The sequence below is a fragment of the Canibacter zhoujuaniae genome, assembly GCF_011752005.1.
In the GTDB taxonomy this organism is placed as follows: Bacteria; Actinomycetota; Actinomycetes; order Actinomycetales; family Microbacteriaceae; genus Canibacter; species Canibacter zhoujuaniae.
The window spans coordinates 824,050-840,088 of the sequence record NZ_JAAIJZ010000001.1 but is presented as its reverse complement, the minus strand read 5'-3'; the positions used below and the strand labels follow the sequence as shown (position 1 = coordinate 840,088).

At 52.9% G+C, this 16,039-nt stretch carries 9 protein-coding genes and 3 rRNA genes; 11 read left to right on the top strand and 1 reads right to left on the bottom strand.

Annotated features, from left to right (window positions below):
- Window positions 1–386 precede the first annotated feature (386 nt).
- From HCR00_RS03875 to HCR00_RS03855, 5 genes are all read left to right on the top strand, one after another.
- Window positions 387–1,910, top strand: a 16S ribosomal RNA gene (locus tag HCR00_RS03875).
- A gap of 497 nt (window positions 1,911–2,407) precedes the next feature.
- A 23S ribosomal RNA gene (locus HCR00_RS03870) occupies window positions 2,408–5,520 on the top strand.
- A gap of 126 nt (window positions 5,521–5,646) precedes the next feature.
- A 5S ribosomal RNA gene (rrf, locus tag HCR00_RS03865) occupies window positions 5,647–5,763 on the top strand.
- The 16S, 23S and 5S rRNA genes sit together here, the layout of an rRNA operon.
- Before the next feature lie 177 nt (window positions 5,764–5,940).
- Complete coding sequence (gene tpx / locus HCR00_RS03860) at window positions 5,941–6,444, top strand: thiol peroxidase (protein ID WP_167142873.1); 504 nt, start codon at window positions 5,941–5,943, stop codon at window positions 6,442–6,444.
- Between the two features lie 59 nt (window positions 6,445–6,503).
- The gene (locus HCR00_RS03855) at window positions 6,504–7,064 is read left to right on the top strand and encodes a hypothetical protein (RefSeq protein WP_166987081.1); all 561 of its coding nucleotides are present in this window, start codon (window positions 6,504–6,506) and stop codon (window positions 7,062–7,064) included.
- Here HCR00_RS03855 and HCR00_RS03850 read toward each other — a convergent pair.
- Window positions 7,061–8,683 carry a helix-turn-helix domain-containing protein gene (locus HCR00_RS03850; protein ID WP_166987084.1) on the bottom strand — a complete coding sequence of 541 codons (1,623 nt, stop codon included), beginning with the start codon at window positions 8,681–8,683 and terminating at the stop codon, window positions 7,061–7,063. The genes HCR00_RS03855 and HCR00_RS03850 overlap by 4 nt on opposite strands.
- 120 nt (window positions 8,684–8,803) lie before the next feature.
- Between HCR00_RS03850 and lysA the strand changes: the two genes are divergently transcribed.
- The 6 genes from lysA to typA all read left to right on the top strand — a co-directional run bounded on the left by lysA (window position 8,804) and on the right by typA (window position 15,985).
- Entirely contained in the window at window positions 8,804–10,111 is a 1,308-nt protein-coding gene (lysA, locus tag HCR00_RS03845) for a diaminopimelate decarboxylase (RefSeq protein ID WP_167142870.1), read from the top strand.
- Window positions 10,112–10,168: 57 nt separating this feature from the next.
- Entirely contained in the window at window positions 10,169–11,095 is a 927-nt protein-coding gene (locus HCR00_RS03840) for a transporter substrate-binding domain-containing protein (RefSeq protein WP_166987090.1), read from the top strand.
- A 2-nt stretch (window positions 11,096–11,097) separates the two neighbouring features.
- Complete coding sequence (locus HCR00_RS03835) at window positions 11,098–12,048, top strand: amino acid ABC transporter permease (protein ID WP_243854525.1); 951 nt, start codon at window positions 11,098–11,100, stop codon at window positions 12,046–12,048.
- The gene (locus HCR00_RS03830; protein ID WP_166987093.1) at window positions 12,045–12,815 is read left to right on the top strand and encodes an amino acid ABC transporter ATP-binding protein; all 771 of its coding nucleotides are present in this window, start codon (window positions 12,045–12,047) and stop codon (window positions 12,813–12,815) included. The genes HCR00_RS03835 and HCR00_RS03830 overlap by 4 nt, the downstream gene beginning before the upstream one ends.
- 145 nt (window positions 12,816–12,960) lie before the next feature.
- Window positions 12,961–13,866 carry a transporter substrate-binding domain-containing protein gene (locus HCR00_RS03825; RefSeq protein WP_166987096.1) on the top strand — a complete coding sequence of 302 codons (906 nt, stop codon included), beginning with the start codon at window positions 12,961–12,963 and terminating at the stop codon, window positions 13,864–13,866.
- A 214-nt stretch (window positions 13,867–14,080) separates the two neighbouring features.
- On the top strand, window positions 14,081–15,985 hold the full coding sequence (typA, locus tag HCR00_RS03820; protein ID WP_166987099.1) for a translational GTPase TypA: 1,905 nt from the start codon (window positions 14,081–14,083) through the stop codon (window positions 15,983–15,985).
- Window positions 15,986–16,039 lie beyond the last annotated feature (54 nt).

Below are 16,039 nucleotides of genomic sequence, written 5' to 3'. Positions count from 1 at the left end.
GGGTGCGTAGAGTAGTCATCTGTTGGCCGAACGTCAGGAAACGGAAACACGGTCAGCGTCTTGGTGGGAAACACTGTTTACACATTTTCTGGCTTTTGTTTGTTGGCTTTTTGTGTTATGGTTGTTTTTCATTGTTTTGATCCTGCGGGGTTCGGAGGCTTCTTGGTTGGAGCGTGTACGGGTTCTGTTTGGTCTTTGAGAACTCAATAGTGTGCACTTGATTGTCAAATGCCAAATTTTATTTGAACCTCGTGCCAGTTTTTATGCTGGTGGGGATTCCTTGTTTTTGGATGAACATTCTTGATGATTTTTTGATTGTCAGAATCGTTTGTCAGGTCAAACTCGCATTCAGTGTTGTTTTCCCGATGCTGTTTGTTTTTTTGTTTTTTACGGAGAGTTTGATCCTGGCTCAGGACGAACGCTGGCGGCGTGCTTAACACATGCAAGTCGAACGATGAAGCCTAAGCTTGCTTGGGTGGATTAGTGGCGAACGGGTGAGTAACACGTGAGTAACCTGCCCCTCACTCTGGGATAAGCGCTGGAAACGGTGTCTAATACTGGATATGACCTTTTACCGCATGGTGATTGGTGGAAAGATTTTTTGGTGGGGGATGGACTCGCGGCCTATCAGCTTGATGGTGAGGTAATGGCTTACCATGGCGACGACGGGTAGCCGGCCTGAGAGGGTGACCGGCCACACTGGGACTGAGACACGGCCCAGACTCCTACGGGAGGCAGCAGTGGGGAATATTGCACAATGGGCGAAAGCCTGATGCAGCAACGCCGCGTGAGGGATGACGGCCTTCGGGTTGTAAACCTCTTTTAGTAGGGAAGAAGCGTAAGTGACGGTACCTACAGAAAAAGCACCGGCTAACTACGTGCCAGCAGCCGCGGTAATACGTAGGGTGCAAGCGTTGTCCGGAATTATTGGGCGTAAAGAGCTCGTAGGCGGTTTGTCGCGTCTGCTGTGAAATCCTAAGGCTCAACCTTAGACTTGCAGTGGGTACGGGCAGGCTTGAGTGCGGTAGGGGAGATTGGAATTCCTGGTGTAGCGGTGGAATGCGCAGATATCAGGAGGAACACCGATGGCGAAGGCAGATCTCTGGGCCGCTACTGACGCTGAGGAGCGAAAGCATGGGGAGCGAACAGGATTAGATACCCTGGTAGTCCATGCCGTAAACGTTGGGAACTAGATGTGGGGACTGTTCCACGGTCTCCGTGTCGACGCTAACGCATTAAGTTCCCCGCCTGGGGAGTACGGCCGCAAGGCTAAAACTCAAAGGAATTGACGGGGGCCCGCACAAGCGGCGGAGCATGCGGATTAATTCGATGCAACGCGAAGAACCTTACCAAGGCTTGACATATAGGAGAACACTGTAGAGATACAGGACTCTTTGGACACTTCTATACAGGTGGTGCATGGTTGTCGTCAGCTCGTGTCGTGAGATGTTCGGTTAAGTCCGGCAACGAGCGCAACCCTCGTCCTATGTTGCCAGCGGGTTATGCCGGGGACTCATGGGATACTGCCGTGGTCAACACGGAGGAAGGTGGGGATGACGTCAAATCATCATGCCCCTTATGTCTTGGGCTTCACGCATGCTACAATGGCCGGTACAAAGGGCTGCGATACCGTAAGGTGGAGCGAATCCCAAAAAGCCGGTCTCAGTTCGGATTGGGGTCTGCAACTCGACCCCATGAAGTCGGAGTCGCTAGTAATCGCAGATCAGCAACGCTGCGGTGAATACGTTCCCGGGCCTTGTACACACCGCCCGTCAAGTCATGAAAGTCGGTAACACCCGACGCCGGTGGCCTAACCTTTTTGGAGGGAGCCGTCTAAGGTGGGACTGGTGATTAGGACTAAGTCGTAACAAGGTAGCCGTACCGGAAGGTGCGGCTGGATCACCTCCTTTCTAAGGAGCATTTGTCGCCGCATGTTATTCAGGCTTGTGTCTGTTTTGTGGTGGTTGCCAGTTTAAATGCCGTGTGTGTGTTTGCTGGTGGCTCATGGGTGGAACGTTTGATGATTGATTGGGATTGTTTCTGGATGCTGTTTAGTACGCTTCATTCTTTTGTGGGGTTGGAACGGGGTGTTTGGTTTTCGGTTCTGGTTGTTGGTGCATACTATTGGGGTTCTGGGAGACCGGGGCCAGGTTTTTTCTGGTTTGGGTTTCTTGCACTCCTTCTGGTGGCTGCTGTTTTGATGGTGGTTGCTGGTTGGGTGTGTGGGTACGTTGGAAACTACACAGTGGACGCGAGCATCTGCAGTGATGCAAGCTTTATGGATGCTGCAATTTTTTGTTGTGGTGTTTGTTTTGTTTGTGTTGTTGTGATACTTAATTTTTTTTATGGTCTAGAGATGGATGCTGCAACTTTTTGTTGTGGTGTTTGTTTTGTGATTTTGTTTTGTTTGCAAGTTCTTAAGAGCGAACGGTGGATGCCTTGGCATCTAGAGCCGAAGAAGGACGTAGTAATCTGCGATAAGCCTCGGGGAGTTGATAAACGAGCTGTGATCCGAGGATTTCCGAATGGGGAAACCCAGCATGCGACTTTATGTTTGTGTGTTACTCCCGTCTGAATATATAGGGCGGGTAGAGGGAACGTGGGGAAGTGAAACATCTCAGTACCCACAGGAAGAGAAAACAATAGTGATTCCGGGAGTAGTGGCGAGCGAAACTGGATGAGGCTAAACCGTGCGTGTGTGATACTCGGTAGGGGTTGCGCGTGCGGGGTTGTGGGACGCATTTGATTGTTCTACCGGACTTTCGACGTGATTGTTAAGGATATAGGAGAACACCTTGGAAGGGGTGACCGGAGTGGGTGAGAGTCCCGTATCTGAAATTTTCTTACAGCGTTATGTGTATCCCGAGTAGCACGGGGCCCGTGAAATCCCGTGTGAATCTGCCAGGACCACCTGGTAAGCCTAAATACTACTAGATGACCGATAGCGGACAAGTACCGTGAGGGAAAGGTGAAAAGTACCCCGGGAGGGGAGTGAAATAGTACCTGAAACCGTTTGCTTACAATCCGTCAGAGCACTGTTTTTGGTGTGATGGCGTGCCTTTTGAAGAATGAGCCTGCGAGTTAGCGGCATGTGGCGAGGTTAACCCGTGTGGGGTAGCCGTAGCGAAAGCGAGTCTGAATAGGGCGTTTTAGTCGCGTGTCCTAGACCCGAAGCGAAGTGATCTAGCCATGGCCAGGCTGAAGCACGTGTAAGAGCGTGTGGAGGGCCGAACCCACTTAGGTTGAAAACTGAGGGGATGAGCTGTGGTTAGGGGTGAAAGGCCAATCAAACTTCGTGATAGCTGGTTCTCTCCGAAATGCATTTAGGTGCAGCGTTACGTGTTTCTTGCCGGAGGTAGAGCTACTGGATGGCCGATGGGCCCTACAAGGTTACTGACGTCAGCTAAACTCCGAATGCCGGTAAGTGAGAGCGTAGCAGTGAGACTGTGGGGGATAATCTTCATAGTCGAGAGGGAAACAACCCAGATCATCATCTAAGGTCCCTAAGCGTGTGCTAAGTGGAAAAGGATGTGGAGTTGCTTAGACAACCAGGAGGTTGGCTTAGAAGCAGCCACCCTTGAAAGAGTGCGTAATAGCTCACTGGTCAAGTGATTCCGCGCCGACAATGTAACGGGGCTCAAGCACACCACCGAAGATATGGCAGTTAACAGTTAGATAAGCCTTTGTGGTTCAGTTTGTTGACTGGGTAGGAGAGCGTCGTGTCGCGAGTGAAGCAGCAGAGTGATCTAGTTGTGGATGTGACACGAGTGAGAATGCAGGCATGAGTAGCGAAAGACGGGTGAGAAACCCGTCCTCCGGAAGACCAAGGGTTCCAGGGTCAAGCTAATCTGCCCTGGGTAAGTCGGGACCTAAGGCGAGGCCGACAGGCGTAGTCGATGGATAACGGGTTGATATTCCCGTACCGGCTGGTAACCGTTCAACACAATCCAATAAGTGCTAAGAAAGCTTTTCTGGATTTTTTCCCTTCGGGGTTGATTTCTGGTGTTGGTTTTCGAACCCGGTGTTGGTGCGTGAGCGTGAGGTGTGACGCAGGAAGGTAGGTAATCCCGGGCGATGGTTGTCCCGGGCTAAGCATGTAGCCTATCCCGTTGGTAAATCCGCGGGTGTTTGGGTGAGATGTGATGGGGAGCCGTTTTGGTGAAGTTACTGATCCTATGCTGCCGAGAAAAGCATCGGCGTGAGGTTGCTGGTTGCCCGTACCCCAAACCGACTCAGGTGGTCAGGTAGAGAATACTAAGGAGATCGAGATAATCGTGGTGAAGGAACTCGGCAAAATGCCCCCGTAACTTCGGGAGAAGGGGGGCCATCCGCTTATACCAACTTGCTTGGGAAAGGGTGTGGTGGCCGCAGAGACCAGTGGGAAGCGACTGTTTACTAAAAACACAGGTCCGTGCTAACAAGCAATTGGATGTATACGGACTGACGCCTGCCCGGTGCTGGAAGGTTAAGAGGAGAGGTTAACTCTTTTTGGGTGAAGCTTTGAATTTAAGCCCCAGTAAACGGCGGTGGTAACTATAACCATCCTAAGGTAGCGAAATTCCTTGTCGGGTAAGTTCCGACCTGCACGAATGGCGTAACGACTTCCCAGCTGTCTCCACCATGAACTCGGCGAAATTGCATTACGAGTAAAGATGCTCGTTACGCGCAGCAGGACGGAAAGACCCCGTGACCTTTACTACAGCTTGGTATTGGTGTTCGGTGTGGCTTGTGTAGGATAGGTGGGAGACTTTGAAGCATGCACGCTAGTGTGTGTGGAGTCGTTGTTGAAATACCACTCTGGTCACTCTGGATATCTAACTACGGACCCTGATCGGGTTCTGGGACAGTGCCTGGTGGGTAGTTTAACTGGGGCGGTTGCCTCCCAAAGAGTAACGGAGGCGCCCAAAGGTTCCCTCAGCCTGGTTGGCAATCAGGTGGCGAGTGTAAGTGCACAAGGGAGCTTGACTGTGAGACTGACAGGTCGAGCAGGGACGAAAGTCGGGACTAGTGATCCGGCAGTGGCTTGTGGAAGCGCTGTCGCTCAACGGATAAAAGGTACCTCGGGGATAACAGGCTGATCTTGCCCAAGAGTCCATATCGACGGCATGGTTTGGCACCTCGATGTCGGCTCGTCGCATCCTGGGGCTGGAGTTGGTCCCAAGGGTTGGGCTGTTCGCCCATTAAAGCGGTACGCGAGCTGGGTTTAGAACGTCGTGAGACAGTTCGGTCCCTATCCGCTGCGTGCGTTGGAAATTTGAGAGGATCTGACCCTAGTACGAGAGGACCGGGTTGGACGGACCTCTGGTGTGCCAGTTGTTCTGCCAAGGGCATGGCTGGTTTGCTACGTTCGGGATGGATAACCGCTGAAGGCATCTAAGCGGGAAGCCGGCCTCGAGATGAGATTTCCTTACCCAATTGTGGGTGTGAGGTCCCCTATAGATTATGGGGTTGATAGGCCAGATGTGGAAGCGCAGTAATGTGTGGAGCTGACTGGTACTAATAGACCGAAGACTTGTTAAACATTTTTGGCTATAAGAAGTGTTGGGTTTTTGTTGTTTGCGTCTACTGTGTGGTTTCCGACGGATCCTTAAATGTTGGTAATTTAATATTGGTTCCACTTTTTTGGGGAGTCCTGTTGAAGGGTTTTCCGGTGGTTATAGCGTCAGGGAAACGCCCGGTTACATTCCGAACCCGGAAGCTAAGGCTGACAGCGCTGATGGTACTGCACTCGGGAGGGTGTGGGAGAGTAGGTCACTGCCGGAATTATTTTTTTCTTGTGGGGGTGTGTTTTCTTCTCTTACCGTTGTGGTGAGAGTGGGGAACATGCCCCCACTATTTTTTTATATATATATACACACAAGAATTACGTCCACCCCGCAACCAACACAAGCAGGCAGCCGTTATCAGGTTGCTGCCATCTAGCGCAGCTAAACTTAGCGTATGACTGAAATAACACACAACGGTGACCCTGTAAATACTGTCGGCGCACTGCCAGAGGTGGGTTCTACATCGCCGGCTTTTACTTTGGTTGATACAGACCTCGGTGAAAAAAGCCTTAGCGATTACGCCGGTAAGAGTGTTGTATTAAACATATTCCCAAGCATCGATACCGGTGTCTGTGCAACCAGTGTGCGCAAATTTAACGAGCGTGCTGCGGGCTCTGACGGCGTCGTTGTGCTGTGCATTGCAGAAGACCTGCCCTTCGCATTCGCACGTTTTTGTGGCGCAGAAGGCATCGATGGTGTTGAAACCCTCTCATCCTTCCGAAGCGATTTTGGCAAATCATACGGGGTCACAATGCAAGACGGCGTGCTGCAGGGCCTACTCTCTCGAGCTGTTGTTGTGCTGAACAGCGACCATGAGGTTGTGTACACAGAACAGGTGCCTGACCTTGGTCAGGAGCCAGACTATGACGCTGCGTTAGCCGCCCTGCAAGATAGTTAATTCTTGATTTTCTAGTTGATAGACAGCTAAGTTTCGCTACCTTTAGTAGGCTTAGGAACGTGAATTTTTCAGCTGCAGAGTTAGAAGCTCGTAAGAAGTTCTTACCTTGGATTATTGTTGCAGTAATCGCGGTACTGGCGTTGCTCGCGTCCTTTTTCGTGGTTAATGCGGTTAATAACAGCGGGGGTAATTCTTCCGAGACAACACAGTCTGATACTGCAAAATCAGAATCAGACGAGGAAAGCAGCGAGAAAAATTCTACGGCTAAACCGGCTGTGCCGAAGGTGCAGGAAGTGCCCGTGGCTGCAACCCCGCAGGCTGACCCCGGTCAAACATTCGAGCTTGATATTGCACAGCTCGGTCGCACCGTTGATATATCGAGTAAATTTGGCCGCAGTGTGCGCTATGAAATTCCTGATGGTACTCAGGTGATTCTGCGCTCTGACCTCATTGAGTCGCTCCCAGCAACATGCGCAGAAATGCGTGCGCAGTTTGGTTTTAAAGTTGCTGCAAACGGATCTTTCGAGGTGATGAAACCGGACACTGTGTGCTCTGCTGCTCCCGAGGTTTATAACGAAATTTGGGGTTTGCTTGAGGCTGCCGTCAAGACTCAGCGCTAAACAGAGTAATCTGCGGGCAGCTGTCGCAGTGTGCGCAGTTGCGCCCAGATCATAAAAAACTCGTCGGGGTCGTCTAGCGCAAGCCCGTAGTGGTTGACAATCCGCTGCAAGCGACTGCGGACGGTGTTTTCGTGCACAGCCAAATCTCTGGCGCATGCTGCTACATTGCCGCGATTAGCGCACCAGATCATGAGAGTGTGAGCAACGACTGGCTCCTCCTCTATCAACTCACTCAACTCTTCACGAAGCAGCTGCGGATTCATCTCGTAGACTTGCGCGATTTCTTGATAAAGCATTATCGGGGTGAGCTGTGTAGGCGTGAGGATACGCCGCGGTGCTGGGGCAGGGTAGCGTTGATCCGCCCGAAACAGTTGATTCGCTAGCTTCGCCAAGTCGGTAACTGCGGTATCGGAGCGGCAGGTGCCGGGCAGAGCTGCGCGCACCCTATCGCCGAGCACCTTGTCGGTTATCTTTAGTAGCCGGGGGATTAATTTCGCTCCCGAAAAACTTTCGTTGTTGGGTAGGAGGATCCAAACATAAGGCCCGTCCACCGCAGTTACAACCTCAGGCAGATATGAAGAGATCTGGTTTTGTGCGGCGGCGTGCAGCTGGGCTAGCAGGTTTGGGTTGTCTTTCGCGTCGGGGTCTAACGCAATTAGCTCGACGCCGGGATCCGGAAAGAAACCCAGCTCGGCCAGTTCGCCGCCCTGCACACCGGTGCCACTGATGAGCGTGCGTAGACGCTGCTCACGGGGGATTTGAGTTGCCTGCCGATGGTGCAGCGCGTCAATAATATAGGACGCCGCAAGAGATGCAGCGGCCTGCAGACGCTCCTCTGTTTCTGCGATGTTGTGCTTTCCTTCCTCACGTGGGTCAATGGCCCAGATGCTGCCCAAGGGCACGTTGCCAGCGCGGATAGGGATAGCAGTGCGGGGCAGCTCAAGACCCTGCTCGCCGAAAAACAACACCGTCTGACTCTGCAGGAGCTCGCGATACTGCGGATTATTGAACGGCGACTCTGGCACTTTGCGCAGCAGAATGCCTTCCGTTCTTAAATGATCAATTGCCTGCCCGGGAACTGAAGAATAAGCGAGAATTCGTCGCCCAAGATCTTCAATCACCACTGAGCCGCCGAAAAACGACGCAAGCTCGTTTACGAGACCAAATAACGGTTCGCGTGAACGGTCTATCGAGACGGTTGCGGTGCGCGAGTTTTCGCCGATTAGACGATTTAAGAGAGCTTCAAATGTTGACCAGGAGATGCCTGTGGCTACCTGCAGCACGGAAAAGCTGGCGTTTTTGGCCAGCGCCTGAAATTCATCTTTGCGCTCCGACGTAATTTTGATTGCGACAGCGGCGCACTTGTGTTCACGTGCATATCTGAGCAGCTCAGAAAAAGCCTGACTTGTTAGTTCCTGTGCCATGGGGGCGAGCAGCAGGGTGCCGCTAATGCGGGGAGGGGATCCGAGTGTGTCATAGAGGTCGGTCTCTGTGACCAACTGATTAGGGTCTACGGGGGTGAACGGAGAAACTAAGTCGGCGCCGAGTGTTGAGAGTATTTCTGCGATTGAGACAGAGCCGGGGGTGTTGGTCTCGGTGAGAGTGCTTGAATCATCCATATTGTAGTTATACCTTAATTTTCTCGTAAAATTTATATTATTTCTACATGAATATACGCCCCAAAAGGTAATAGAGTGTTTATAACAGTTACAGTAACGAAGCTCTGACTCGGAGGATCAATGGCGAATAATCTCCAGCAACCTGCACCGCAAGGGACGCGCTTAGGCGAGCTGTGGGAAGTGTTTCCTGAGAATGCAGCTGCGACTGCGGACGGTGTATTAACACTCGGTGGCGTGCCTGTGACCGAACTGGTTGCAGAATATGGCACTCCGCTGCACGTCTTTGACGAGCAGGGTTTGCGGGATCAGGCGGCTCGTTTTCGGCATGGTCTACACGAGCAATGGCCGAACTCAGATGTGCTTTTCGCATCAAAGTCACTGCCGATTGTCGCGATGTATCAGCTTGCGCATGAGGAAGGTCTAGCTATTGATATCGCCGGAGGCGGGGAGCTGCAGCTTGCGCTTGCGGCACAGGTCGATCCGGAGCGCATCTACTTCCACGGTAATGCAAAGACAGATGCCGAAATTCAAATGGCGCTAGATGCAGGTGTTGGCACAATTATTGTTGACAACTTCGCTGAGATTGAGCGTCTTGAGCGCCTGGTTAAAAAGCCACAAAAAGTTTTGTTGCGTTTAATTCCCGGCGTTGACGCAGAAACCCACGCCTCGCAGGCGACAGGCGGCAACGATTCAAAGTTTGGGCTGCCGCTTGACCAGGCGGCAGAGGCGATTAAACGCATGCAAGCGCATGAGCTGCTCCAGTTTGAGGGTGTGCATCTGCATATTGGGTCACAGATCCTCAACACCCACCAATTTTCTGAGGCAGTACGTAAAATCAGTGGCGTCGGCACATTTAACACCTACGACATTGGCGGCGGGCTCGGGGTGAAATACACCTATGAAGAAAAAGCGCCAAATGTTAAGGAGTATCTCGCAGCTATTACAGATGCGGCGCGTGAAGTGCTTCCAGGTGCAGCCCGTGTCTTGATAGAGCCCGGCCGTTCTCTGGTCGCGCGCGCTGGTGTCACGCTTTACTCAGTGGTCGCCGTGAAAGAGACCGGCAAAAACTTCGTTGCAATCGACGGAGGGCTGGCAGATCAGATGGACGTGGCCCTCACCGGGCAGCGCTATGAGGCGGTTGTTGCGAACAAACTGAACGAGCCGTGGACAAAATCAGCCGAACTCGTTGGGCGACAGTGCGAGTCAGGAGACCTGCTCGTAAGTGAAGCCGGATTCCCGGAGACCGAGGTTGGAGACATCGTGATGATGGCCACCACCGGCGCGTACTCCTACACAATGACCAACAACTACAACGGTGCGCTGCGGCCCGCCATTGTGTTTGTAAAAGACGGAGAGCACCGACTTGTTGCTCGTCGTGAGACCTATGAAGACCTGCTCAGGCTGCATGCTCCAGCCTTGGGCGAGTAACACGGTTTCGAAAAATCCCACCCACATAAACGCATTTCGATAGAAAGGCCTATAGAAATGAAGAAGAAATTTAGTTCCGTCATTGCGGCGGCGGCAATTGCTGGTCTGCTGCTCTCTGGTTGCGCAAACGCAGAGAACAACAGCTCAGAGGGCGCCAGCAGCGATGACGTCAACTCGATCCTGCCAATTGCGGATGAGCCGAGCACCAGCGCAAATTCAAAGCTGCACGATATGCTGCCGGAAGACCTCAAGTCAAAAGGCAAGATTGACATCGCGCTCGACCTGCCATTCCCACCGATGGAATATTACGATGAGGACGGCCGAATTATCGGTGTTGATGCTGAGCTTGGCCGTCTGCTCGGGCAAAAGCTTGATATCGGTGTCAGCTTAAACCAGCAGGCCTTTGACTCAGTTATCCCGTCTCTCCAGTCTGGCCGTCATGACATTACTCTCTCAGGTATGAATGACACAGCCGAACGTCGTCAGGCGCTCAGTTTTGTTGAGTATGTTAACTCAGGCTTTATCATCCTTGTAAAGAAGGGTAACCCAGAAAATATCAAGAACCTCAATGATCTTTGCGGTAAGAAGGTATCACTGCAGATGGCAACCCAGCAGGGTAACGTGCTGCGCGAGATGGACTGCAACATTGAGATGACAGAGCTGCCAGATGATCCGGCTGCGCAGGAGGCTCTGCACGCCGGTCGCGTGCAGGCATACATCGCGGACGCAGCTGTTGCAGCGTATGCAGCAGCTGAAACCGATAATGGCGAGGCCTTTGATGTGATAGAGGACCCAGAGAACCCAGCTGGATACGATCCGCTATTCGTTGGTATTGGCATTCTAAAAGAACGCACTGAGCTGATTGAGGCTGTTCGTGCAGCGTTGCAGGAGCTGATCGATGAGGGTGCGTATCAGAAGGTGCTTGAGCGTTACGACATGGGCAGCTTCGCTGTAACCGAAGCAGTGGTTAACGGGGAGCGTTAATTTTGAGCGCAAGAACCGGCAGCGTGAAGCTGCACGACGACGATGTAACGGCCATTCCGTTGCGCCGGCCAGGCCGCGCCGTGAGCGCGGTGCTGGTGGTGCTGGTAGCCGGATTGCTAGCCTGGTCATTCTTCACAAACCCAAACCTTGATTGGATGGTCGTGGGTCAGTATCTGTTTGACTCACGTGTGATCAGCGGTATCGGAGTAACGCTGGTGATGACCGTGCTTTCGATGCTGATCTCGACAGTGATCGCGATCGTCATTGCGGGCATGCGTCTTTCTGGCAATCCTGTGCTGGTGTCTGTCGCCTGGGTGTATGTGTGGGGCTTCCGCGGCACCCCAATGATGGTGCAAATCATCTTCTGGGGTTACCTTGCCTCGCTCTACCCAATGATTGGTATCCCTGGCACCCCGCTGTATTGGGATACCAACCAGCTGATTCCACTTTTCGTTGCCGGCCTCCTGGCGCTTACTCTAAACCAGGGCGCTTACTCCTCAGAAATTGTGCGTGCGGGTATGCTGTCGGTTGATGAGGGACAGCGCGAGGCAGCCTTTTCATTGGGTATGTCACCGCTCTACACTTTCCGACGGGTGCTGCTCCCGCAGGCAATGCGTGTGATTATTCCGCCAATGGGCAACGAACTTATTTCGATGTTGAAGAACACCTCGCTGCTGTTCGTTATCGCGATTGTTGAGCTTTACACCGCGACATCTATGATTTCGTCACAGAACTTCAAACGTGTCGAGCTCCTGATTGTGGCAAGCCTCTGGTATCTCCTGATGACCAGCCTGTTATCAATTCCGCAGTACTACCTTGAGCGTCGTTTTGGTCGTGGCGCAAGCCGCAATTTACCGCCAACTCCGCTCCAGCGTGTGCGCAGTTTCATTCAGAGCCGTAAACCTGTGCCGGCTCCGCAACCGACAGAGGCAATTAAGGTGGTAGAACAGTGACAAACCCACTTGTAGAGATCCGACGTGTGCGTAAAAGCTTTGGCGCGCACGAAGTGTTGCGCGATGTGTCACTGTCGGTTAACCCCGGCACAGTGACAGTGCTGCTCGGCCCTTCAGGCTCGGGTAAGTCAACGCTTTTGCGCTGCATTAACCACCTGGAAACCATCGACGGTGGCCGCATCATTGTTGATGGTGAGCTGATCGGTTATCGCCAAAAGGGTGGCAACATCTATGAGATGCACCCGAAAGAGATTTCGAAGCAGCGTCAGAACATCGGTATGGTGTTTCAGCGTTTCAACCTCTTCCCGCACATGACAGCGCTTGAAAATATCATTGAGGCCCCAGTTGGCCTGAACGGTAAAAACAAGAATGCGGCAAAAGAAGAGGCTATGGCGCTGCTCAGCCGTGTCGGTCTGGCAGACTTTGCCAACCACTACCCGGCGCAACTGTCAGGTGGGCAGCAGCAGCGTGTTGCGATCGCCCGCGCGCTCGCCATGAAACCCAAGCTGATGCTATTCGATGAGCCAACCAGTGCGCTCGACCCTGAGCTTGTTGGTGATGTGCTCGATGTAATGCGAGAGCTTGCGGATGAGGGCATGACCATGATTGTGGTGACCCACGAGATCGGTTTCGCAAGAAATGTTGCCGACCAGGTTGTGTTTATGGACGGTGGCGTTGTGGTTGAGTCTGGTGACCCGGAAGAGGTTATCGGCAATCCGCAGCGGCAGCGGACGCGTAACTTCCTTGAGAATGTGAAACACGGCTAGAAACAGTCGCAGCCAAACATCTAAAAACAGCTTGAGACCCCTGTGATCCGCCCGCCTGGGCAGTATCGCGGGGGTTTCTTGCTAAAATCGGTGTTAGTTTTAGGCTTCAAGCCGCAAATGCATTTCGATAGAAAGGCCTATAGAAATGAAGAAGAAATTTAGTTCCGTTATTGCGGCGGCAATTGCCGGTCTGCTGCTCTCCGGTTGCGCAAACGCAGACGGTGCTAGCGATAGCGTCAACTCGATCCTGCCAATTGCGGATGAGCCGAGCACCAGCGCAAATTCAAAGCTGCACGATATGCTGCCGGAAGATATCAAGGCAAAAGGCAAGATTGACATCGCGCTCGACCTGCCCTTCCCACCAATGGAGTTTCATAATGAGGAGGGCCGAATTATCGGTGTTGATGCTGAGCTTGGTCGTCTGTTTGGGCAAAAGCTTGATATCGGTGTCAGCTTAAACCAGCAGACGTTTGATTCAGTTATCCCGGCGATGGAATCTGGCCGTCATGACATTATTCTCTCGGGTATGAGTGACACCCCCGAGCGCCGTCAGGTGCTCAGTTTTGTTGAGTATGTTAACGCTGGTTTTATCATTCTCGTCAAGAAGGGTAACCCCGACAACATCAAGAACCTCAATGATCTTTGCGGTAAGAAGGTATCACTGCCGCTGGCCACCCAGCAGGGTAACATTCTGCGCGAGATGGACTGCGGTATTGAGATGACAGAACTGCCAGACAATCCAGCTGCGCAGGAAGCTCTGAAGGCTGGCCGTGTGCAGGCATACATCGCGGACGCAGGTGTTGCAGCGTATGCAGCCGCTGAAACCGATAATGGCGAGGCCTTTGATGTGATCACCGATCCGGAGAATCCGGCTGGCTATGAGCCATTATTCAACGGTGTGGGCATTCTAAAAGAACGCACCGAGCTGATTGAAGCTATTCGTTTAGCGCTGCAGGAGCTGATCGATGAGGGCGTGTATCAGCAGGTGCTTGAGCGTTACGGTATGGGTAATTACGTTGTAACCGAAGCAGTTGTTAACGGGGAGCATTAACTTTAAATGAAAAAATAGGCAGTGTTAGCTGTACTGCAGAAGCGGACGCGCAGCTTCCTCGAGAGTGTGAAACACAGCTAGAGACAGTCACAGTAAAACATCTAAAACAGCTTGAGCCCCCTGTGATCCGCCCTCTCTGGGCAGTATCGCAGGGGTTTCTTGCTAGAATTGAATGTTAGATTTTCGGGCTTAAAGCCGCAAAAGTTAGGAACATATGGCCCTCGCCACTCGTGAAGATTTGCGCAACGTAGCAATTGTTGCGCACGTAGACCACGGTAAGACAACCCTTGTAGACGCGATGTTGAAGCAGACGAACAGCTTCGATGCACACACCGAGGTCGATGACCGAGTGATGGACTCAAACGACCTTGAGCGCGAAAAAGGCATCACCATTCTCGCGAAGAATACGGCGATTGCCTACGCCGGTGCGCACGCACAGAACGGGCCGGTGACCATTAACGTTGTCGACACCCCAGGTCACGCTGATTTTGGTGGCGAGGTGGAGCGTGCGCTGTCGATGGTTGACGGTGTAGTGCTGCTCGTTGACGCCTCTGAGGGGCCGCTGCCGCAAACTCGTTTCGTTTTGCGGAAAGCCCTTGAGGCGAAACTGCCCGTAATTCTCGCAGTGAACAAGACCGACCGCCCCGATGCCAGAATTGCAGAGGTTGAGGGTGAGGCGCACGACCTTTTGCTCGGGCTTGCTTCCGACCTGGTTGAAGACCACCCCGACATCGATGTAGACGCTGTGCTTGATGTGCCAACCGTATACCTGTCAGGGCGCGCTGGAGCCGCCAGCCACACCCGCCCGGTTGACGGTGAACTGCCCGATAATGACAACCTCGAACCGCTGTTTGAAACAATTTTGCAGCAGGTTCCCGCGCCGCAGTATGACGATGAGCATCCGCTGCAAGCGCACGTTACAAACCTCGACTCTTCACCGTTCCTCGGCCGTATTGCGCTTTTGCGCATTCACCACGGCAATATCAAGAAGGGTGAGACTGTCGCATGGGTTAAGCATGACGGCTCAACGCAGAACGTGCGCATTACAGAACTGATGCTGACCAAAGCGCTCACGCGATACCCAGCCGAGAGCGCAGGGCCGGGCGATATCGTCGCGATAGCGGGCATTGAGGATATCACCATCGGTGAAACCATTGCTGACACAGAAGATGTGCGTCCGCTCCCGGTTATCACTGTTGATGAGCCGGCTATCTCAATGACTATCGGTGCAAACACTTCGCCGCTCGTGGGCAAGGTTAAAGGGCACAAACTGACAGCGCGCATGATCAAAGATCGTCTCGATCGTGAGCTCATCGGTAACGTGTCGATTAGGGTTGTCGACACCGACCGCCCCGATGCATGGGAGGTGCAGGGGCGCGGTGAGCTGGCGCTTGCAATTCTCGTTGAAAACATGCGCCGGGAAGGCTTCGAGCTGACCGTTGGGAAGCCGCAGGTTGTGACCCGTGTTGTTGACGGCGAGGTACACGAACCGTTTGAGCACCTAACTATCGATGCCCCTGAAGAGCACCTCGGCGCTATCACCCAGTTGCTCGCAGCCCGAAAGGGTCGCATGGAGGGCATGAGCAATCACGGCACCGGCTGGGTGCGCATGGAGTTCGTTGTGCCGTCACGCGGTTTAATCGGATTCCGCTCAGAGTTTATGACCACCACGCGCGGCACCGGTATTGCCAACGCAATATCACACGGATACGGGCCGTGGGCTGGTCAAATAACCACGCGTCAGAACGGCTCTATCGTCGCCGATCGTGCGGGTGTTGCGACCCCGTTCGCAATTATGAACCTGCAGGAGCGCATGACCTTCTTTGTGCAGCCGGGTGAGGAAGTTTATGAAGGCATGGTCGTTGGTGAGAACAGCCGTGCTGACGACATGGAAGTGAATATCACAAAAGAGAAAAAACTCACGAACATGCGTTCGTCAACCGCTGACGTGATGGAAACCATGACCCCGCCAAAGCAGCTCACACTCGAAGAGTGTCTCGAGTTTGCGCGTGAAGATGAGTGCGTTGAGGTGACACCAGAGATCGCGCGCATTCGCAAGGTCGAGCTTGATGCGAACGAGCGCAAAAAGCTCGCAAACAAGCTCAAGCAACAGGGTTAACAGCTTGCGGATCGGCCGGTCGGCGTCTGTTTATTTGAACGCGAGCGGCTGATC

Excerpts from the sequence above, each read along its gene's own strand:
- tpx (WP_167142873.1), top strand. The coding sequence starts at position 5,941 with ATGACTGAAATAACACACAACGGTGACCCTGTAAATACTGTCGGCGCA.
- HCR00_RS03850 (WP_166987084.1), bottom strand. The coding sequence starts at position 8,683 with ATGGATGATTCAAGCACTCTCACCGAGACCAACACCCCCGGCTCTGTC.
- lysA (WP_167142870.1), top strand. The coding sequence starts at position 8,804 with ATGGCGAATAATCTCCAGCAACCTGCACCGCAAGGGACGCGCTTAGGC.
- HCR00_RS03840 (WP_166987090.1), top strand. The coding sequence starts at position 10,169 with ATGAAGAAGAAATTTAGTTCCGTCATTGCGGCGGCGGCAATTGCTGGT.
- HCR00_RS03825 (WP_166987096.1), top strand. The coding sequence starts at position 12,961 with ATGAAGAAGAAATTTAGTTCCGTTATTGCGGCGGCAATTGCCGGTCTG.
- typA (WP_166987099.1), top strand. The coding sequence starts at position 14,081 with ATGGCCCTCGCCACTCGTGAAGATTTGCGCAACGTAGCAATTGTTGCG.